At 58.3% G+C, this 20,013-nt stretch carries 19 protein-coding genes and 1 riboswitch; of the genes, 12 read left to right on the forward strand and 7 right to left on the reverse strand.

The genetic code is table 11. The features are described from left to right. The first annotated feature begins 20 nt into the window (after positions 1-20). The 3 genes from paaK (at position 21) to paaY (ending at position 3,028) form a co-directional block, all read left to right on the forward strand. Entirely contained in the window at positions 21-1,337 is a 1,317-nt protein-coding gene (gene paaK / locus FHC49_RS13635) for a phenylacetate--CoA ligase PaaK (protein ID WP_185666270.1), read from the forward strand. A 156-nt stretch (positions 1,338-1,493) separates the two neighbouring features. Beyond that, positions 1,494-2,420 carry a phenylacetic acid degradation operon negative regulatory protein PaaX gene (gene paaX, locus FHC49_RS13640; RefSeq protein WP_185666271.1) on the forward strand — a complete coding sequence of 309 codons (927 nt, stop codon included), beginning with the start codon at positions 1,494-1,496 and terminating at the stop codon, positions 2,418-2,420. Between the two features lie 11 nt (positions 2,421-2,431). Beyond that, positions 2,432-3,028 (forward strand): phenylacetic acid degradation protein PaaY, encoded by a 597-nt coding sequence (paaY, locus tag FHC49_RS13645; RefSeq protein WP_220440054.1) that lies wholly within the window; start codon positions 2,432-2,434, stop codon positions 3,026-3,028. Positions 3,029-3,117: 89 nt separating this feature from the next. Here paaY and FHC49_RS13650 read toward each other — a convergent pair whose 3' ends face one another. Further along, entirely contained in the window at positions 3,118-4,005 is an 888-nt protein-coding gene (locus tag FHC49_RS13650) for a LysR family transcriptional regulator (RefSeq protein WP_220440055.1), read from the reverse strand. Between the two features lie 133 nt (positions 4,006-4,138). On the opposite strand from FHC49_RS13650, the gene FHC49_RS13655 reads away from it, so the two are divergent. From FHC49_RS13655 to pptA, 4 genes are all read left to right on the forward strand, one after another. Then, positions 4,139-4,408 carry a DUF1778 domain-containing protein gene (locus FHC49_RS13655; protein WP_185666274.1) on the forward strand — a complete coding sequence of 90 codons (270 nt, stop codon included), beginning with the start codon at positions 4,139-4,141 and terminating at the stop codon, positions 4,406-4,408. After that, entirely contained in the window at positions 4,402-4,881 is a 480-nt protein-coding gene (locus FHC49_RS13660; RefSeq protein ID WP_185666275.1) for a GNAT family N-acetyltransferase, read from the forward strand. Before FHC49_RS13655 ends, FHC49_RS13660 begins: the two co-directional genes overlap by 7 nt. Positions 4,882-4,892: 11 nt before the next feature. Further along, a complete protein-coding gene (locus FHC49_RS13665; protein ID WP_220440056.1) occupies positions 4,893-5,447 on the forward strand; it encodes an AAA family ATPase in 555 nt (184 codons plus the stop codon). Between the two features lie 71 nt (positions 5,448-5,518). After that, positions 5,519-5,746: a tautomerase PptA gene (gene pptA, locus FHC49_RS13670; protein WP_220440057.1), complete on the forward strand. Its 228-nt coding sequence runs from the start codon at positions 5,519-5,521 to the stop codon at positions 5,744-5,746. A 92-nt stretch (positions 5,747-5,838) separates the two neighbouring features. Here pptA and FHC49_RS13675 read toward each other — a convergent pair whose 3' ends face one another. After that, on the reverse strand, positions 5,839-6,420 hold the full coding sequence (locus tag FHC49_RS13675) for a flavin reductase family protein (RefSeq protein ID WP_220440058.1): 582 nt from the start codon (positions 6,418-6,420) through the stop codon (positions 5,839-5,841). Between the two features lie 212 nt (positions 6,421-6,632). Here FHC49_RS13675 and FHC49_RS13680 point away from each other — a divergent pair, with 212 nt between their 5' ends. The 5 genes from FHC49_RS13680 (at position 6,633) to FHC49_RS13700 (ending at position 11,837) form a co-directional block, all read left to right on the forward strand. Beyond that, complete coding sequence (locus FHC49_RS13680) at positions 6,633-7,334, forward strand: ABC transporter ATP-binding protein (protein WP_185666278.1); 702 nt, start codon at positions 6,633-6,635, stop codon at positions 7,332-7,334. Next, positions 7,331-8,290, forward strand: a complete 960-nt coding sequence (locus FHC49_RS13685; RefSeq protein ID WP_220440059.1) for an ABC transporter substrate-binding protein — start codon at positions 7,331-7,333, stop codon at positions 8,288-8,290. Before FHC49_RS13680 ends, FHC49_RS13685 begins: the two co-directional genes overlap by 4 nt. Before the next feature lie 98 nt (positions 8,291-8,388). Continuing rightward, the gene (locus FHC49_RS13690) at positions 8,389-10,041 is read left to right on the forward strand and encodes an iron ABC transporter permease (RefSeq protein WP_220440060.1); all 1,653 of its coding nucleotides are present in this window, start codon (positions 8,389-8,391) and stop codon (positions 10,039-10,041) included. A 78-nt stretch (positions 10,042-10,119) separates the two neighbouring features. Next, complete coding sequence (nhoA, locus tag FHC49_RS13695) at positions 10,120-10,965, forward strand: N-hydroxyarylamine O-acetyltransferase (protein WP_220440061.1); 846 nt, start codon at positions 10,120-10,122, stop codon at positions 10,963-10,965. A gap of 83 nt (positions 10,966-11,048) precedes the next feature. Further along, positions 11,049-11,837, forward strand: coding sequence for an MBL fold metallo-hydrolase (locus FHC49_RS13700; RefSeq protein WP_220440062.1), 789 nt, complete (start codon positions 11,049-11,051; stop codon positions 11,835-11,837). 47 nt (positions 11,838-11,884) lie between these two features. Here FHC49_RS13700 and FHC49_RS13705 read toward each other — a convergent pair whose 3' ends face one another. The 5 genes from FHC49_RS13705 to FHC49_RS13725 form a co-directional block, all read right to left on the reverse strand. Continuing rightward, positions 11,885-12,898, reverse strand: a complete 1,014-nt coding sequence (locus tag FHC49_RS13705) for a magnesium transporter (protein ID WP_220440063.1) — start codon at positions 12,896-12,898, stop codon at positions 11,885-11,887. A 54-nt stretch (positions 12,899-12,952) separates the two neighbouring features. Next, positions 12,953-13,136, reverse strand: a riboswitch (M-box (ykoK) riboswitch). A 204-nt stretch (positions 13,137-13,340) separates the two neighbouring features. Next, entirely contained in the window at positions 13,341-14,021 is a 681-nt protein-coding gene (gene narI, locus FHC49_RS13710) for a respiratory nitrate reductase subunit gamma (protein WP_064545526.1), read from the reverse strand. Continuing rightward, complete coding sequence (narW, locus tag FHC49_RS13715) at positions 14,018-14,713, reverse strand: nitrate reductase molybdenum cofactor assembly chaperone (RefSeq protein ID WP_220440064.1); 696 nt, start codon at positions 14,711-14,713, stop codon at positions 14,018-14,020. Before narW ends, narI begins: the two co-directional genes overlap by 4 nt. Next, entirely contained in the window at positions 14,713-16,239 is a 1,527-nt protein-coding gene (gene narH, locus FHC49_RS13720; protein ID WP_185666286.1) for a nitrate reductase subunit beta, read from the reverse strand. Before narH ends, narW begins: the two co-directional genes overlap by 1 nt. Then, positions 16,236-19,976, reverse strand: a complete 3,741-nt coding sequence (locus tag FHC49_RS13725) for a nitrate reductase subunit alpha (protein ID WP_220440065.1) — start codon at positions 19,974-19,976, stop codon at positions 16,236-16,238. Before FHC49_RS13725 ends, narH begins: the two co-directional genes overlap by 4 nt. Between the last annotated feature and the right edge of the window lie 37 nt (positions 19,977-20,013).

Below are 20,013 nucleotides of genomic sequence, written 5' to 3' on the forward strand. Positions count from 1 at the left end.
ACCTGCGAGTACCCTACAAAATGACAACTACAACAAAATTAGATCCGATTGAAACCGCATCGCGTGACGAGTTACAGGCCCTGCAAACAGAACGCCTGAAGTGGACGCTGAAACACGCCTACGAAAATGTCCCGATGTACCGCCGTAAGTTTGACGCGGCGGGCGTACACCCTGACGATTTTCATGAGCTGAGCGATCTCGCTAAATTTCCCTGCACCACCAAGCAGGATCTGCGCGACAACTATCCGTTCGATACCTTCGCGGTACCGATGGAGCAGGTGGTGCGTATTCACGCGTCATCCGGGACCACCGGCAAGCCGACCGTCGTTGGCTATACGCAGAACGATATTGATACCTGGGCAAACATCGTCGCCCGTTCGCTGCGCGCCGCTGGCGGCTCGGCGAAGGATAAAATTCATGTGGCCTACGGCTACGGCCTGTTCACCGGCGGCCTGGGCGCGCACTACGGTGCCGAGCGTTTAGGGGCGACGGTGATCCCGATGTCCGGCGGCCAGACCGAGAAACAGGCGCAGCTGATCCGTGATTTCAAACCTGACATGATCATGGTGACGCCATCTTACTGCCTGAACCTGATTGAAGAGCTGGAACGCCAGATGGGCGGCGACGCGCGCGGTTGTTCGCTGCGTACCGGCGTCTTTGGCGCTGAACCCTGGACCACCGGCATGAAGGCGGAAATTGAACGCCGCCTCGGCATTACCGCGCTGGATATCTACGGCCTGTCCGAAGTGATGGGGCCGGGCGTGGCGATGGAGTGTATTGAAACCGCCGATGGCCCAACCATCTGGGAAGACCATTTCTTCCCGGAAGTGGTCAACCCGGAAGACGGTACGCCGCTGGCCGACGGCGAGCACGGCGAACTGCTGTTCACCACGCTCACCAAAGAAGCGCTGCCGGTAATTCGTTACCGCACCCGCGACCTGACGCGTCTGCTTCCGGGCACCGCCCGCACCATGCGCCGCATGGATCGCATCAGTGGGCGCAGCGACGACATGCTGATTATCCGCGGCGTGAACGTCTTCCCGTCGCAGGTAGAAGAAGAGATCCTCAAGATTGAACATCTGGCGCCGCACTACCAGTTGGAAGTCGATCGCCGTGGGCATCTTGATTCACTGTCGATTCGCGTTGAGCTGAAAGAGAGTAGCCTGGTGCTGAGCCACGAACAGCGCTGCCAGATTTGCCACCACCTGCGTCATCGCATTAAGTCGATGGTCGGCATTTCAACGGACGTTAGCATCGTCAACTGCGGCAGCATTCCACGCTCTGAAGGCAAGGCGTGCCGCGTATTTGACCTGCGTAAAGCCGCTGCCAACGGCTAAGCAATGTAGCCCGGCCGAGCAACGCGACGCCGGGTTTTAGCACTGTGCCATCCCCGGCGTCACTTCGTTCGGCCGGGCTACAAATTCCTGGCGTATCGCTGCTTTATTCCTGTGCTATGATTCAAAAAGGACAAAAATAACAACACTATGATTCATATGGAAAAACTCGATAGCTTTATCCAGCAGGCGGTCACCGCGATGCCGATCAGCGGCACTTCGCTGATTGCCTCACTGTACGGTGACTGTTTATCCCAGCGCGGTGGAGAGGTCTGGCTTGGCAGCGTGGCGGCGCTGCTGGAAGGGTTGGGCTTTGGTGAACGTTTCGTGCGTACCGCGCTGTTTCGCCTCAACAAAGAAGAGTGGCTGGACGTTGTGCGTATCGGCCGCCGCAGCTTCTATCGTCTGAGCGACAAAGGGCTACGCCTGACGCGCCGCGCCGAAAGCAAAATTTATCGCGCCAACGCCCCAGAATGGGACGGCACCTGGCTGCTGCTGCTTTCTGAAGGGCTGGAAAAAAACACCCTCGCCGAAGTCAAAAAACAGTTGATCTGGCAGGGGTTTGGCGTGCTTGCGCCGAGCCTTTTGGCCTCGCCGTCGCAAAAGCTGGCGGACGTACAGTCGCTGCTGCATGAAGCGGGCGTGGCGGAGAACGTTATCTTCTTCGAAGCCCATTCGCCGCTGGCGCTCTCCCGCGCCGCGCTGCGCGAGCGGGTAGAGGAGTGCTGGCATCTGACCGAACAGAACGCCATGTACGAGGCGTTTATCACGCTGTTCCGCCCGCTGCTGCCGCTGCTGCGTGATGCCGAAGCCGATGAGCTAACGCCGGAGCGCTGCTTCCAGATTCGCCTGCTGCTGATCCACTTCTATCGCCGCGTGGTGCTGAAGGATCCGCTGCTGCCGGAAGAGCTGCTGCCTGCCCACTGGCTGGGCCAGACCGCGCGCCAGCTTTGTATCAACATCTATCAACGCGTGGCCCCAGGGGCGCAGGCTTTCGTCAGTGAAAAGGGCGAAAGTTCGGTGGGCGAACTGCCCGCGCCGGGGCCGCTCTATTATCAGCGTTTTGGGGGATTGCCCGAAGCGTAACAGGAGAAGCCATGCCGATTTATCAGATGGACGGAATGACCCCGGTGGTTCCGACGGAAAGCTACGTTCACCCGACCGCCGTACTGATTGGCGATGTGATCCTTGGCAAAGGGGTTTATGTTGGGCCAAACGCGAGCCTGCGCGGTGATTTTGGACGTATCGTGGTCAAAGATGGCGCTAACATCCAGGATAACTGCGTGATGCACGGTTTTCCCGGCCAGGATACGGTGGTGGAGGAAGACGGGCATATCGGCCACGGCGCGATTCTGCACGGCTGCGTGATTGGCCGTAATGCGCTGGTTGGCATGAGCGCGGTGATTATCGACGGCGCGACCATCGGCGAGAACAGCATCGTTGGCGCGTGCGCATTCGTGAAAGCGCGGGCGGAAATGCCCGCCAACCATCTGATTATCGGCAGCCCGGCGAAGGCGATTCGTAGCTTAACCGAGCAGGAGCTTGAGTGGAAAAAGCAGGGGACTCGCGAGTATCAGGTGCTGGTCGACCGCTGCCAGAAAACGCTGGTTGCCGTTGAGCCACTGACCGAAGAAGAACCGGGTAGAAAGCGTCTGGAGTTTGACGAAAACCTGCAGCCTAAATCCGCTATTTAGCTCGTATTCCCCCCGGCGTCACTTCGTTCGGCCGGGCTACCGCGCATGTAGCCCGGCCGAGCAACGCGACGCCGGGACGGCTCTGAGGCCTAATAGCGCAATGTCTCCACCAGCAGCGCAAACGCGGTGGTGTGCTGGCGACGGCTGGGATAATAAAGATAATAACCCGCAAACGGGATGCACCAGTCGGCCAGCACGTGCTGCAAACGCCCTGCGGCAACGCCCTCCGCGATCGTATCTTCCGGTACATAGGCCAGCCCTAATCCCGCCTCGGCAGCCTCGATACGCTGGGGCAGGCAGTTGAGCGTCAGTTGCCCCTCAACCCGTACCCGCAGCGGTTCGCCGTCGCGCTCAAATTCCCACGCATACAGCCCGCCTTTGGTTGGCAGACGCATATTGATACAGCGATGCTGCTGCAATTCATGCGGCGTTTGCGGTACCCCGTGACTTGTCAGATAGTCCGGCGAACCGACCACCGCCATGCGCATATCCGGGCCAATGCGCACGGCAATCATATCGCGCGCGACCTGTTCCCCTAAGCGGATGCCCGCATCAAAGCGTTCGTCGACAATATCCGTCAGGCCGTTATCGACGGTGACCTCGATATGGATATCCGGGTACTGCTGCATAAACGGCTTAATGCGCGGCCAGATAATGGTGTTCATGGCGTGCTCGCCCGCCGTCAGGCGAATGTTACCCGCCGGACGTTCGCGTGAATCGCGCAGGGCGGCAATCTCCTGGGCAATCTCTTGCAAATGCGGGCTCAGGCGCTGATAGAGCTTTTCGCCCGCTTCGGTGGGGGCTACGTTACGGGTGGTGCGCGTCAGCAGACGCACATCGAGACGGCTTTCCAGATTGCGCATGGCATGGCTAAGCGCTGACTGTGAAACGCCCAACTGCGCCGCCGCGCGGGTAAAACTGCGCTCGCGCGCCACGACCATAAAAGAGATCAGATCGTTGATATTGTCTTTCAGCATGGGATGTGGCCATTAATGAATCTGGTTCATGATTCAGCAGTGTAATCCGCGTATTCGCGATCGCCAAGAGATATACAGTGGCGATTTCTTGCGCTAAAATTATGTATATCTATTGTATATACACGGAGGCGAAATGCCTAACAGAGCAAAAGAGGCCCCCATCAATTTACGGGCAACGCCTCGGCAGCGCGATCTGATCGATCGAGCAGCACAGCTAAACTCGCTATCCCGCACCGATTTTATGCTCAATGCCGCCTGCGAAAAAGCGCAGGAGGTGTTACTTGACCAGCGCCTGCTGGTGGTAAGCGAAGAGCAGTTCGCTGAATTTCAACGTATTCTTGATACACCACTGTCGGAAAATGCCGGTTTTCAGGAGCTGATGAGCGACAAATATTCATGGTGAAGGATCTGACGGAGAAGCTTTCTCTGGCGCACCTGATAGCGGATTTTTGCTCCGGTGAACCGGTACTGGATGACTGGTTAAAACGTCGCGCCTGGCAAAATGAGGAGACCGGCGCAACCAGGACGTTTGTACTTTGCTCGGACGTTGATAAGCGCGTGATGGGTTATTATTCGCTGTCGACCGGTGCGATCCAGCGTGAAGCGGTTCCCGGCGCGTTTCGGCGCAATATGCCAGAACCGATCCCCATTGTGCTGATTGCGCGCTTTGCCGTTGATGTCGACTACCAAAAGCAGCGCTGGGGTGGCAAATTACTGCGAGAAGCAGTGATGCGCACCATACTGATTTCACAGGTTATTGGCGTACGCGGGCTGGTGGTGCATGCGCTAAGCGATAATGCGAAAGCCTTTTATCAGCGCTTCGGCTTTGTTGAATCCCCGTTGCAGCCCCATACGCTGGTACTGCCGATTCGTTAATCAGGACATTCATGAAAATCAACGTGGTAGGCACCAGCGGCGTGGGGAAATCGACGCTGGCAAAACGTCTGGCGGCGCTGTTTTCCGTGCCCTATATCGAGATGGATACGCTGTACTGGCGGCCAGACTGGCAGGGCGTCACCGATGAGGAACTCTTTGCCGCGCTGGCGCAGGCAACCGCCGCCCCCGGGTGGGTACTGGACGGTAACTACAATCGTAGTCGCCCGGTAAAGTGGCGCGAGGTGGATCTGGTGGTGTGGGTGGATTACAGCTTCTGGCGCACTTTCCGCCAGGCCGTATGCCGTGCCGCAAGCCGCGCGTGGCGACAGCAGGAGCTGTGGCCGGGCACCGGTAACCGGGAGAGCTTCCGGCGTTCCTTCTTTAGCCGTGACTCCATCATCCTCTGGACGCTGAAAACCTGGCGGCCAAACCGCGAGCGCTATCTGCGGGATATGGCCGATCCCGCGTGGCAGCATATCCGCTTTGTGCGGTTGCGTAATCAGCGTGAAACCGAAGCGTTTATCGCGCAGTTGCTGGCAGAAAAAGCGCAGCAATCTGGTGCTTAAGCGCACGAAAAGGCAGTGGTTTACGCCAGGCTATGATAGCTTTATGGCTCTAACCATAAGGAGCCCTGCAGATGCCACACGTTGATATCAAATGTTTTCCCCGCGACCTGAACGAAGAACAAAAAACCGCGCTGGCAGCGGACATCACCGAAGTATTAATTCGCCATCTGAATAGCAAAGAGGGTGCCGTTAGCGTTGCCCTGAATCAGGTACAGCAGAGCGACTGGCAGCAGGTGTGGGACACCGAGATTGCCCCACATATGGATGAGCTGATTAAAAAGCCAGGCTACAGCATGTAAACCTTCGTAGCCCGGACGAGGCGTAGCCGACTCCGGGGAGGCGCGGCGCTATTCCCGGCGGCGCTTCGCTTGGCCGGGCTACCATTGCTGGGCTACTCCTCAGGCGTGTTTGCTCGGATCTGTTTTCCGCTGGCCACAAACGTTCCCGCGCCGAGATGATGCAGCGTATTGCGCTTATCGTCGTCGAAATTCCAGCGCCCGGCCACAAACGCCTGTTCATCCGCCGCGGCGGAAACCACTTCGCCAAACAGCGTATCGTACTGCCCGGCGGCGGCCGTGGCGGGCAGCAGTCGGCACTCCATCCATGCCAGACATTTTTCTTCAATCACCGGCAATCCCAGCACCGGGCCTTTCACCACCGGAATGCCGTAGGCGTTGAATTTATCCTCTTCGCGTCCGCTGATGCTGCCTACCGCGTAGGTCCAGCTGGCGGCAGCGACGCTCGGTACCACAATCCCGAAGGTGCCGTTACGCTCAATAATTTCCCGTGACCAGGCGCTCTTATCGACCACGATGGCGATACGCGGCGGCTCAAACTCCACCGGCATTGACCAGGCAGCGGCCATCACGTTGCGGCGCTGTGAGTCGACGTCGAAGCTGGTGATGAGGACAGTGGGGCCGTGGTTGAGCAGGCGGCTGGCGTGATGAAGTTCAACGGGACGAAAACGGCTCATAAGGATTTCCTGAATAGTAGGATACGATTAGCTATACACTAAATCGCAATAAAAGCGTAATCAATACGTCATCTCACCTGCCTATAGTCGCCAGCACTAAGTCCCAAAGAGGATAACAATATGTTGGCTCCCCTGATGTTTATGCAGGTGAGCGCGGCCCGTCGGCGTTCGACCACGGGTGAAGCATCGCTTTCCAATTGGGGAGGGCGAAAATGCGCGCGCTGACTGGCATTCGGCTCGATGGCGTTTCCTTCGCTTTCGGTGCCACCACCGTTCTTAATCACATCAACCTGCAGATCGATGCGGGCAGCATCGTGGCATTGCTTGGGCCTTCCGGCTGCGGCAAAAGCACGTTACTGCGCCTGCTGGCAGGGCTCACCGTTCCCGCTGAAGGTGAAATCCATTTCGGTGACCGTCTGATTGCCAGACCCGGCTGGGGGCTACCGCCCGAGCAGCGGGATATCGGCATGGTTTTCCAGGACTACGCGCTGTGGCCGCACATGACCGCCGCTGAAAACGTCGCCTTTCCGCTACGCATGCGCGGTGTGGCTCGCGATGAGCGGACGCGTCGGGTTAATGACGCGTTGTCGATGGTCGGTCTCTCTGGCTTTGGCGAACGTAAGCCTTCCGGGCTCTCCGGTGGACAGCAGCAGCGCGTGGCGCTGGCAAGGGCGATCGTCGCCGAGCCGCGGGTCCTGCTGTTTGACGAACCGCTTTCCAACCTCGATAGCGAACTGCGTGAATCGTTATGCCTGGAGATGAGCCGACTGCTGCGCCAGCTCGGTATCACCGCCGTGTACGTCACCCACGACCGCCGTGAGGCCGAACTGTTGGCTGACCGAATTGTGCACCTTTCTGCGGGCAGCATTGCTGCTGTTCGCACCGTTGCTTCTACCTCAGGGGAACTTGTATGAAATCCGTTAAAAAAGGCGTTGCGCTCGCGATGATGTTATCCGCTTCGATGATTTCCAGCGCCCATGCGCTGACCGTCTACACCGCAGGTCCAGGTTCGTTGGCTAAAAATCTGGCCAGCGGCTATGAAAAGAAAACCGGCGTGAAGGTGAATATCTTCCAGGCCACCACCGGCAAGGTGATGGCGCGCCTGGAGGCCGAGCAGGCTAACCCGCAGGCGGACGTGCTGATTTCCGCCTCGTGGGACACCGCTGAAGATTTACACGGCCGCGGCTGGCTGCTGCCGTATCAGAGCGGGAATACCGATAAGGTGCCAGCGGCACTGAAATCTGCCGACTTTGTGGCGCAGGGTATTTCGGCGCTGGGGATTGTCTGGAACACCAAAAGCGGTACCCCGGAGCCGAAAGAGTGGCGCGACCTGACCGAAGCGGCGTTTAAAGACAAAGTCACTACGCCGGACCCGGCGCTCTCCGGTGCCTCGCTCGATTTGCTGATCGGGTTACAGAATGGCATGGGTGATAAAGCCTGGGCGCTGTTTGATGAGCTGAAAAAGAACGGCATGGTGGTGAGTGGGCCGAACGCGCAGGCGGTCACCCCGGTGATGCAGGGGGCGAAAGCAGCGGTATTCGGCGCGGTAGATTATGTTTCCTACGGCAATATCGACCAGGGCGAATCGCTGAAGGTGATTTTCCCGGCCAGCGGCACGGTGATTGCGCCGCGTCCGATGATGATCCTCAAAACGACCCAGCATGCGGATGAGGCGAAAGCCTTTGTTGACTACGTCCTGTCACCGGAAGGCCAGGCGATGGTCGCCGACGCATGGCTGATGCCTGCGCGCAGCGATGTGTCCGCCAAGCGCCCGCTGCTGAACGACCTGAAAGTGTTGCCAACCACCAGCGACGGTAGCAGCGAACGCAGCGCCGTTCTGGCTCGGTTTAATACGCTGTTCGGGCAGTAAATATCCGTAGCCCGGCCGAGCGAAGCGACGCCGGGAGTTAGCATGGTGCACAACCCCGGCGGCGCTTTGCTTGGCCGGGCTACAATCTGGAATTTCGGGTGAAACAAAAATCCCTCTCTCTCGTCACCCTCATCGCCCTGGTGGTGCTGGTGGCATTACCGCTCTTTTTTATCCTATTACAGGCTATTTTTCCGCAGTTCAGCGCCGGTTCGCTGCATAAGCCGTTTAGTGGAATAGCCACTTTACTCAACGATCCTCAGTTGATGCCGATGCTCGGCGGAACCTTGTGGATTGCCTGCGGCGTGGCGCTGATGAGCGTGATTATTGGCCTGCCGCTCGGCGTGCTGCGCGGGCTGTTTAACCTGCCGCTGCCAAAGCTGTGGGATCTGTTGTTTTTAATTCCGTTTCTCACGCCGCCGTATATCGCCGCGCTGTCGTGGATGCTGGTGCTTCAGCATAACGGCTATCTGCAGCAGCTGACCGGCTGGGATCTCAACGATCTGTTGTTTAGCCGCACCGGGATCGTGCTGGTGATGACCCTGAATATCTTCCCGGTGGTCTATTTTGCCGTCTCACGCAGCCTGCTGGCGAGCGGGCAGCGGCTGGCTATCGTTGCACGGGTTCACGGGGCGAGCGCCTGGCGGGCATTCTGGCTCGTCACGCTGCCAATGCTTTCCCCGGCGCTGGCGGCAGGGATGCTGCTGGCCTTTACCCTGGCGATTGAAGAGTACGGCGTACCTGCGGCACTGGGCTCAAGGGCTGGCGTGGTGATGCTCACCGTGGGTATTGAGAAAAAGCTGGCGGACTGGCCTATCGACCTCACCGGCGCATCACTGCTCTCGGTGCTGCTGATTACCGTGGCGTTGTTGGCCTGGTGGCTGCAAAAACGGCTGACGGGAACGACTGAAGTGACCAGCGTTACCGGAAAACCGGGGGAAAACAGTGGGGCGTCGCTCGGTGTTATGACGCTTCCCGCGCTGCTGGTGATGGGCGGCGTTGGCGGGCTGGCGGTGCTGCTTCCCGGTGCGTCAATGGTGGCAACCAGCCTGATGGGCACGCTCTCCGGTGGATTGAACATGGGCAACTTTACGCTGAAGCACTTTAGCGCACTGTTCGCGCAGCAGGGCGATGCGCTCTCGGCGTTGGGCACCAGTTTATCGTTGGCGCTGGCCTCGGCGCTGATTGTCGGCCTGCTCGGGCTGGTGGCGGCCTGGTTGGTACTGGTGCAGAAAATCAAAGGCAGCGCATTGATTGATGCGCTGTCGCTGATGCCCGCAGCGCTGCCGGGGGTGGTGGTGGGGGTTGGGCTTATCCTGCTGTGGAATCAGCCGTTCTGGCCGGTCTCACCTTACAATACGTGGTTTATGCTGCTGCTCTCTTATTGCTGCCTGCTGTTGCCGTGGCCGGTGCGCTATGTCGGCAGCGCGCTGCGTCAGTTGGGGAATAACCTGGAACCAGCGGCGCGTGTGCACGGTGCGTCGCCGTGGCAGGCGTTGCGGTTGATTGTGCTGCCGCTGGTATTCCCGGCGCTGCTGGCGGCGATGCTGATGGTTTTTGCCGTCGCCTCCCGCGAGCTGGTGACCTCACTGCTGCTGGCACCTGCGGGAACGCAGACCGTGGCGGTGTTTATCTGGCGGCAGTTTGAGCAGGGTTCGGTCGGCCAGGGAATGGCAATGGCGAGCCTGACGCTGTTCGTCGGGCTGGGGTTAATGCTGACCGCGCTGGGGCTAATGCAGCGAAGTACACGGTAGGTTAACCGATCGCACAAATCGGTCAGTGGGCAGGGCAAAATAGGTTATAAAGAACGGACACCAACGCTGGAGGCTTTGATGACCCCTTTCTTAAGCGCCTATTTTGCTCGTCTCGGTTGGACGGGCACCCCTGATGTATCGATTGAGACGCTGCGCAGTCTGCATATCCACCACAACAGCGCCATTCCGTTCGAGAACCTTGATGTGCTGTTGCCGCGTGAGATGCACCTCGACGATCAATCGCTGGAAGATAAGCTGGTTCACGCGCGTCGCGGGGGCTACTGCTTTGAACAAAACGGTCTGTTTGAGCGCGTGCTGCGTGAACTCGGTTTCCACGTGCGCAGCCTGCTGGGGCGCGTGGTGTTGGCGCATCCGCCGCAGATGCCGCCGCGAACCCATCGCCTGCTGCTGGTGGACGTGGACGGTGAACGCTGGATTGCCGACGTTGGCTTTGGCGGGCAGACGCTGACCGCGCCAATCAAGCTGCTGGCGGATATTCCCCAGACCACGCCGCACGGCGACTACCGTCTGCTGTATGAAAACCAGGAGTGGATTTTACAGTTCAGCCATCACGACCACTGGCAGTCGATGTATCACTTCGACCTGGGGCGTCAGTACGCATCGGATTACGTGATGGGCAACTTCTGGTCGGCGCACTGGCCGCAGTCGCATTTCCGTCACCATCTGCTGATGTGTCGCCATCTACCCGACGGTGGCAAAATGACGCTGACCAACTTCCACTTTACCCATTGGGATAATAACCATGTGGTTGAGAAGATTGATTTCCCGGACGTGCCCGCGCTGTACGAAGCGCTGCAAACCCGCTTCGGGCTTGGCGTGACCGATCCGAAATACGGCTTTAGCGTCAGCGAACTGGCGGCCATCATGGCGGCATTCGACACCCACCCCGAAGCCGGAAAATAACCCGTAGCCCGGCCGAGGCGAAGCTGACGCCGGGGTTTGGCGCCGCGTTGCCCCGTAGACGTAATTTTCAGGGATGAAATGATATGGCCTTAACGATCCGTGTATTACTTGAAAACCATCTGGCTTGCGGGGCCGATAGCGGTCTGAGAGCCAAAGCGGGATTAAGTCTGCTGATCGAGGATGAAACCACCGCCATTCTTTTCGACACCGGCCCCGATAACAGCTTCCAGCACAATGCCGCGCAGATGGGTATTTCGCTGGATAACCTCACGGCGACGGTGCTTTCACACGGTCACTACGACCATTGTGGAGGCGTGCCCTGGCTGCCGGACAATAGCCGAATTATTTGCCACCCGACCATCGGCAACGAGCGCTATGCCGCGCTAAGCGTGGCGGGGCGCAGCCATAAAATCAAAAAGCTCTCGCTGGAGATTGATTACGCTCGCCATCGTATGGAATACACCCGCGCGCCGCTGTACATTAGCGACCGTTTTATCTGGTCAGGCGAGATAGCCGTTGATCGCCCTAAAGCCTACGGCGTGACCGGCGATAAAACGGATTACGTGGTTGATGAGGGCGTGCTGATTTATCTGTCCGAACGCGGGTTGGTGATTATTACCGGCTGCGGGCATCGCGGGATTATCAACATTGTGCGGCACTGCCAGCAGATTACCGGGATCGACAAGGTTCATGCGCTGATCGGCGGCTTTCATCTGCGCTGTGCTTCGCCGCGGACGCTCTGGCAGGTGAGGCGGTTCTTGCACCAGCTAAAGCCCGATAAAGTGATGGGCTGCCACTGCACCGGCGCGTGGGCCAAACTATGGCTGCCGGAGATTATCTCCCCTGCAACCGGCGACACCTTTACCCTGTAGCCCGGCGGCGCTTCGCTTGGCCGGGCTACAGAATGGGAGGCAGCGCGTTAGCTTAACCCTAAGAAATGCTGGGCGATTTTGAAGTAGATAATCAGCCCGGTGCCGTCAATCAGGGTGGCGATAAACGGGGCGGAAACCACCGCCGGGTCGATGCCGATGCGCTTGATAACCAGTGGGATTACCGACGAAACGACTGCGCTCCAGATAGTGACGCACACCAGCGTCAGGCTGACAATAAAGGTGATTTCCGGGCCAATGCCCATGATCCACGCCCGCAGGCAACCTGCCGCGCCGAGCGTGATGGCAACCAGCATCGCCGTCGACATCTCTTTACGCAGAATACGTCCCAAATCCCTCAGGCCCACTTCGCCCAGCGCCATGGCGCGCACCAGGGTTGAGGTGATCTGCGTGCCGCTGTTGCCCCCGGTGCCAATTAGCAGCGGGATAAAGAACGCCAGCGCAATAGCAGACTCCAGCGCCTCTTCAAAGTGCTGAATTACGGTGCTGGTGTACGCTTCGGCGATAAACAGCAGCAGCAGCCAGACGGCGCGTTTTTTCCACAGCGTCACCGGGCTTATCTCCAGATACGGTTTTTCCAGCGGCAGGGTGGCGCCCTGAAGCTGCGCATCTTCGGTGATTTCATCGGCTAACAGCTGGTCTATCTCTTTTTCATTCAGGCAGCCGATAAGCTTGCCGTTTTCAATCACCGGCAGCAGCGTCAGACGATGCTTTTCGATAAGACCCGCCGCCACGTCACGGGTATCATCCGGGCTGACGTGGAATAAAGTGGTGGTCATTAGCTGCGCGACCGGCTGATTATCATCGGACGCCTGGAGCAACGTGCGCGTCGATAATATTCCACGCAGGTTGTCGCCGGACACCACGAATACGGCGCAAGGGAAATGGTCGTCATTTAATTGCCGCAGAAACATCTCGCGCGCTTCTTTTACGCTAAGCGGTTCCGGCAACGAAATAAACGTTTTTGACATGTAGCTTGAGATAATATCGCCCGTCGTCGGGGCGGTTGGGTAGTGCGGCGCAGTGGCATGAATATAAGACATCAAAATGTTCCCTATAGAAATTCTATATAGGGCGAACAAAACTGGAAATGCTGAGAAAAATCCCTACGTCCCGGTTTTAGCACTGAACAACGTATCTGTACGGCCTTGAGCCGTCAGAAGTTATCTTGGCAACACCTTGATTCGATGGATGCCTGTATTTCCCTGTGATGGTCTCTCTCGATACCACCAGGGCGATAACTTATGTTTATTCAGGAGCCTCGCCATAACAAGATTATTAATTACGATGCTGAGTGAATTTATATTTCCCGTGTGCCGTCAGGCGCCACGGTAAATTCAACGAGCGTAATATAGCGCGTTATTCCGCGTTATGGTGGTGAAAAATAAAATGGTTGAGAATAGGTTTAGTATTTTGTTGGTGGCATAAAAAACCCGGCGTCGCGGTGCTCGGCCGGGCTACGTTATCTACGTTATGATAAAGGGACTATCGGCGGGAACGGACCACTTGATAACGTCGGGTCAGGTATTCCACTGGCGCGCTCCAGACGTGCACCAGGCGGGTGAACGGGAACAGCAGGAAGATGGTCATGCCCAATACCAGATGCACGCGGTAGACCCAGGCCACGCCGTCCAGGTGCGCGGAAGCGCCGCCGTGGAAGGTGACCACCGCCTGTGCCCAGTCCACCAGCTTCAGCATTTCGCTGCCGTCCGGGTGCTGCGCGGAGAACGGAATGGTGGTCAGGCCGAGGCAGCACTGGATCAGCAGGATGCTGAGGATCAGAATATCCGCCGTCGATGAGGTGGCGCGAATGCGCGGGTTGAACAGACGACGAATCAGCAGACCTGCGCCGCCGACCAGCGTCATCACCCCACAGGCACCGCCCAGAATCATCGCCATCAGCTGTTTCTGCGACAGCGGTAGCCAGGACTCATACACCCAGTGCGGCGTTAACATGCCGAAGAAGTGGCCGAAGAAGATCCCCAGAATACCGACGTGGAACAGGTTGGACCAAATCACCATCCCGCGCTTGTCGAGCATCTGGCTGGAGGAGGCGCGCCAGGTGTACTGACCGTAGTCGTAGCGCAGCCAACTGCCCAGCAGGAACACCGTGCCGCAGAGGTAAGGGTAGATGTCGTAAAAAAAGACGTTGAGGTACTGTATCATTTCGGGCCTCCCGCACGGACGTCCACGTACTGTGGCGCCACGTCCTGGCTAAAGCGTCGTTGATAGCTTTGCAGCGGGGAACTGTCGCAGGCGGTGGCGTTATCTTCGATAAACTTCACCTGTTCCTCTTCCCAGACTGCATCCAGCGCCTGGCGGGTATCGTCTCGCGCTTCGCCCGCCACCTGTTTTGTGACGCTGTCACTTGATAATGAAGTATTGGCCAATGCCAGCAGGGTATCGAACAGCTGATACCACGGGGCTTGCCGCTGTTTAAGGCGACCGCCAATCAGCGCCAGAATCGGCGCGACGTTTTGCAGGCCTTCCTGCGCCTGAGCCTGCGGTAGAATGCTGAGATACTCCAGATAAAGCGGCAGATGATCGGGCAGCTCGCGGCAGTCCAGCTGCAGGCCGACCTGTTCATACTGCGTCATCAGCTCAACCATTGCCTGGCCCCGGTCGCGGGACTCCGAGTGCACGTGCTCAAACAACAGCAGCGAGGTAGCGCGTCCGCGTTCAAAAATCTCACACCATTCCGCTTGCTTATCGAGCAGCGACACCGCCAGATGCTGCTCGAGGAACGGGCGCAGCGCTGGGGCGTCGCTGTCGATTAACGCAAACAGCTCATCCTTGTTATCCCAGCTGAGCTCATCGGGGTACTCCATCAGCAGCCCGATGATTTTCAGGATCCGCATTAGTTTTTCTCCCCGATGTTGATGGCGTCGATACGGTGGCTGTTAAACAGGTTGAACTTGGTGTCCGAACCGTGGCAGCCGTCGCCGAAGGTGAAGCCGCAGCCCTTGCTTTCCGGGAAGGCATCTTCCGCCATTTCACGGTGGCTGGTTGGGATCACGAAGCGGTCTTCGTAGTTGGCGATTGCCAGGTAGCGGTACATCTCTTCAACCTGTGCCTCGCTTAAGCCCACTTCTTCAATCGCGCGGGTGTCGGTTACGCCCTCAACGGTCTGAGAACGTTTGTAGTGACGCATCGCCATCATGCGTTTCAGCGCGCGTAGCACCGGGCCGGTATCGCCCGCACTGAGCATGTTTGCCAGATACTGTACCGGAATGCGCAGGCTTTCCACCGCCGGCAGAACGCTGTCGGTTTTTGGCAGGCCACCGGCATCGGCAACGGACTGGATTGGTGACAGAGGCGGCACGTACCAGACCATTGGCAGGGTGCGATATTCCGGATGCAGCGGCAGCGCCAGCTTCCAGTCCATCGCCATTTTGTACACCGGTGAACGCTGCGCGGCGTCCAGCGTGTTCTGGGTGATGCCCTGTTTCAGCGCTTCTTCAATCACTGCCGGGTCGTGCGGGTCAAGGAACACGTCGCACTGACGCTCGTAGAGATCGGTTTCGTGCTCGGTGCTGGCGGCTTCTTCGATACGGTCGGCGTCATACAGCAGTACGCCCAGGTAGCGAATACGGCCCACACAGGTTTCCGAACAGACTGTCGGCTGGCCGGATTCAATACGCGGGTAGCAGAAGATGCATTTTTCGGACTTACCGCTCTTCCAGTTGAAGTAGATTTTTTTGTACGGGCAGCCGGTGATGCACATACGCCAGCCGCGGCACTTGTCCTGGTCAATCAACACGATGCCGTCTTCTTCACGCTTGTAAATCGCGCCGCTTGGGCAGGTGGCGACACAGCTTGGATTCAGACAGTGTTCGCACAGGCGCGGCAGATACATCATGAAGGTGTTTTCGAACTGGCCGTACATCTCTTTTTGCATTGCCGCAAAGTTCTGGTCGTGGGCGCGTTTTTCAAACTCGCCGCCAAGCAGCTCTTCCCAGTTCGGACCCCACTCAATTTTGTTCATCCGCTGGCCGCTAATCAGCGAGCGCGGGCGGGCGGTCGGCAGGTTTTTACCCTCCGGCGCGTTGTGCAGGTGCTGGTAGTCGTAGGTGAACGGCTCGTAATAATCGTCAATGCCCGGGATCAGCGGGTTGGCGAAGATTTTCGACAGCACGCCCAGGCGGCCGCCCATGCGCGGGGTCAGTTTGCCGCTGATGCCGCGAACCCAGCCGCCTTGCCATTTCTCCTGGTTTTCCCAGTCTTTTGGGAAACCGATGCCCGGTTTGGTCTCGACGTTGTTAAACCACGCGTATTCCATCCCTTCGCGGCTGCTCCAGACGTTCTTACAGGTCACGGAGCAAGTGTGGCAGCCAATGCATTTATCAAGGTTTAAAACCATCCCAACCTGTGAGCGTATCTTCATTTTGCTGCCTCCTGAACCTGGTCATTGCCTTCATCATCCAGCCAATTAATGTTTTTCATTTTGCGAATCATAATGAACTCATCACGGTTCGAACCGACCGTTCCGTAGTAGTTGAAGCTATAGGCTAGTTGCGCATAGCCGCCGATCATATGGGTCGGTTTTGGGCAGATACGGGTGACCGAGTTATGGATCCCCCCGCGTCGTCCGGTAACCTCCGAGCCTGGAATATTCATGATGCGTTCCTGGGCGTGGTACATCATGGTCATGCCCGGCGGTACGCGCTGGCTGACCACCGCACGGGCGGTGAGCGCACCGTTGCCGTTGAACGCTTCAATCCAGTCGTTATCGGCGATCCCCAGCTCTTTAGCGTCGGTTTCGCTCAGCCAGACGATTGGCCCGCCGCGCGACAGCGTCAGCATCAGCAGGTTTTCGCTATAGGTAGAGTGAATGCCCCATTTCTGGTGCGGTGTCAGGAAGTTCAGCGCTTTTTCCGGGAAGCCGTTCGGCGGAATCTCCTTCATGTGGCTAACGCTGCGGGTGTCGATTGGCGGGCGATAGGCCACCAGGCTCTCGCCAAAATCACGCATCCACGGGTGATCCTGATACAGCGACTGGCGGCCCGACACGGTACGCCACGGGATCAGCTCGTGCACGTTGGTGTAACCCGCGTTATAGGAGACGTGTTCATCTTCAAGGCCGGACCAGGTTGGGCTGGAGATGATTTTGCGCGGCTGCGCCTGAATATCGCGGAAGCGAATCTTCTCGTCTTCTTTGTTGGTTGCCAGATGGGTGTGGTTGAGACCGGTAAATTCGCCCAGCGCTTCCCAGGCTTTCACCGCCACCTGACCGTTGGTTTCCGGCGCCAGGGTGAGGATCACCTCGGCGGCATCAATTGCCGTCTCAATACACGGGCGGCCTTTCGCCGGGCCATCGAGCTTGACGTAGTTGAGCTTGCCGAGGAAATCTATCTCGGTCTGGGTTTTCCAGCCGATACCTTTGCCACCGTTGCCGAGTTTGTCCATCAACGGGCCGAGCGAGGTAAAGCGCTCGTAGGTGGCCGGATAATCACGTTCAACCGCGATAATATTCGGAGCGGTTTTGCCTGGAATCAGGTCGCATTCGCCTTTACGCCAGTCCTGAATGGCAAACGGCTGCGCCAGCTCCGCCGGGGAGTCGTGCTGCAGCGGTTGCAGCACCACGTCGGTTTCCACGCCAAGATGCCCCTGACAGATTTCCGAGAACGCTTTGGCGATACCCTTGTAGATTTCCCAGTCGCTCTTGGACTCCCATGCCGGGTCAACGGCGGCGGAGAGCGGGTGGATGAACGGGTGCATATCCGAGGTGTTCATATCGTCTTTTTCGTACCAGGTGGCGGTCGGCAGGACGATATCGGAGAACAGGCAGGTGCTGGACATACGGAAATCGAGCGTGACCAGCAGGTCAAGCTTGCCCTCAATGGCCGCGGTCTGCCACTCCACTTCTTCCGGCTTCACGTCGTCGGTCGAGCCGAGATCCTCGCCCTGAATCCCGCTGTCGGCACCGAGCAGATACTTCAGCATGTATTCGTGGCCTTTACCGGAAGAACCCAGCAGGTTAGAACGCCAGATAAACAGGTTACGCGGGTGGTTCGCACCGTTGTCCGGCTGCTCGCTGGCAAAACGGATATCGCCAGATTTCAGCCCCTGAACGGTGTATTCCTGCGGCGTCATGCCTGCTGCGGCGGCCTTCGCCTTCACGGTCAGCGGGTTGAGGTTAAGCTGCGGCGCGGACGGCAGCCAGCCCATACGTTCGGCGCGGACGTTAAAGTCGATCAGATGACCGGTATATTTTTTCGGGTCGGCCAGCGGTGAGAGCAGTTCCTGTGCGGTGAGCTTCTCATAGCGCCACTGGCTGGCGTGGTTGTAGAAGTAGGAGGTACTGTTCATCTGGCGCGGTGGGCGGTTCCAGTCCAGTGCAAAGGCCAGCGGCAGCCAGCCGGTTTGCGGGCGCAGTTTCTCCTGGCCCACGTAGTGCGCCCAGCCGCCGCCGCTCTGACCGACGCAGCCGCAGAACACAAGCATGTTGATCATCCCACGGTAGTTCATGTCCATGTGGTACCAGTGGTTAACCCCGGCACCGAGGATGATCATCGAACGGCCGTGCGTTTTATGCGCGGTATCGGCGAACTCCAGGGCAATTTTTTCGATGTTATGGCGCGATACGCCGGTAATCTGCTCGCCCCAGGCCGGGGTGTAGGCTTTCACCTCATCAAAGCTTTTCGCTGCCAGCTCATCGTCCAGACCGCGGTCAAGGCCGTAGTTGGCCAGTACCAGGTCATAGACGCTCACCACCAGACGGCTGCTGCCGTCGGCGAAGGTCAGCTGTTTTGCCGGCAGCTTACGCACCAGAATCGGGTCTTGTCTGACGCTGCGGAAGTGCGGGTTTTCGTTGCCGCCAAAGTAGGGGAACGCCACGCCAGCGACGGTATCGCGGTTATCCAGCAGCGACAGCGTCAGCTCAATCTCTTTGCCGGAGGCCAGCGATTCGAGGTTCCACTTGCCTTTTTCGCCCCAGCGGAAACCGATAGAGCCGTTTGGCACTACCAGTTCGCCGTCGCGGTTGTAGGCCACGGTTTTCCATTCCGGGTTGTTGGCTTCGCCCAGCCCATCCACCAGATCCGAGGCACGCAGCATACGGCCTGCGGTATACGAACCGTCGTCGCGGCTGTCGAGCATCACCAGCATTGGCATGTCGGTATAGCGACGGCAGTAGTTGATAAAGTATTCGCTTGGGTTATCGAGGTGGAACGTTTTGAGGATCACGTGGCCCATCGCCATCGCCAGCGCGCTGTCGGTACCCTGTTTCGGTGCCAGCCACTGGTCGCTGAGTTTGGCAACTTCTGAGAAGTCTGGGGTGATGGCGACGGTCTTAGTGCCTTTGTAACGGACTTCGGTGAAGAAGTGGGCGTCCGGGGTACGGGTCTGCGGCACGTTGGAACCCCAGGCGATGATATAGCTGGAGTTGTACCAGTCGGCGGATTCCGGCACGTCGGTCTGCTCGCCCCAGGTCATCGGTGAGGCGGGCGGTAAGTCGCAGTACCAGTCGTAGAAACTTAAGCAGGTGCCGCCAATTAGGGAGAGATAGCGGGTACCGGCGGCGTAAGAAACCATCGACATCGCCGGGATCGGCGAGAAGCCCGCCACGCGGTCGGGACCGTACTTTTTAATCGTCCAGACGTTGGCGGCGGCAATCAACTGGTTAAGCTCTTTCCACGAAGAACGCACAAAGCCGCCTTTACCGCGCGCCTGCTTGTAGCTCTGGGTCTTTTCCGGGTCTTTCATGATGCTGTCCCAGGCCACCATTGGGTCCGGGTGCTCGGCGAGGGCTTCGCGCCACAGCTCAATCAGCTTTTTACGCGCCAGCGGGTACTTCAGACGGTTAGCGCTGTAGAGATACCAGGAGTAGCTGGCACCGCGCGGGCAGCCGCGAGGTTCGTGGTTAGGCAGGTCAGGGCGGGTGCGGGGATAGTCGGTCTGTTGGGTTTCCCAGGTGACCAGGCCGTTTTTGACGTAAATCTTCCAGCTGCATGAGCCCGTACAGTTCACCCCGTGGGTTGAGCGAACGATCTTGTCGAATTGCCAGCGTTGACGATAGCTGTCTTCCCAGTCACGGTTGTTGTCGTAGACCTGTCCGTGACCGTTGGCAAAGGTCTCGCGTTTCTGCTTAAAGTAGCGAAAGCGATCCAGTAGCTTGCTCATACTTGCTCCTCCTGACGGGGGGCTTTGCTCCCCCGTG

Source organism: Kluyvera sp. EC_51 (assembly GCF_019584505.1).
Taxonomy (GTDB): Bacteria; Pseudomonadota; Gammaproteobacteria; order Enterobacterales; family Enterobacteriaceae; genus Kluyvera; species Kluyvera sichuanensis.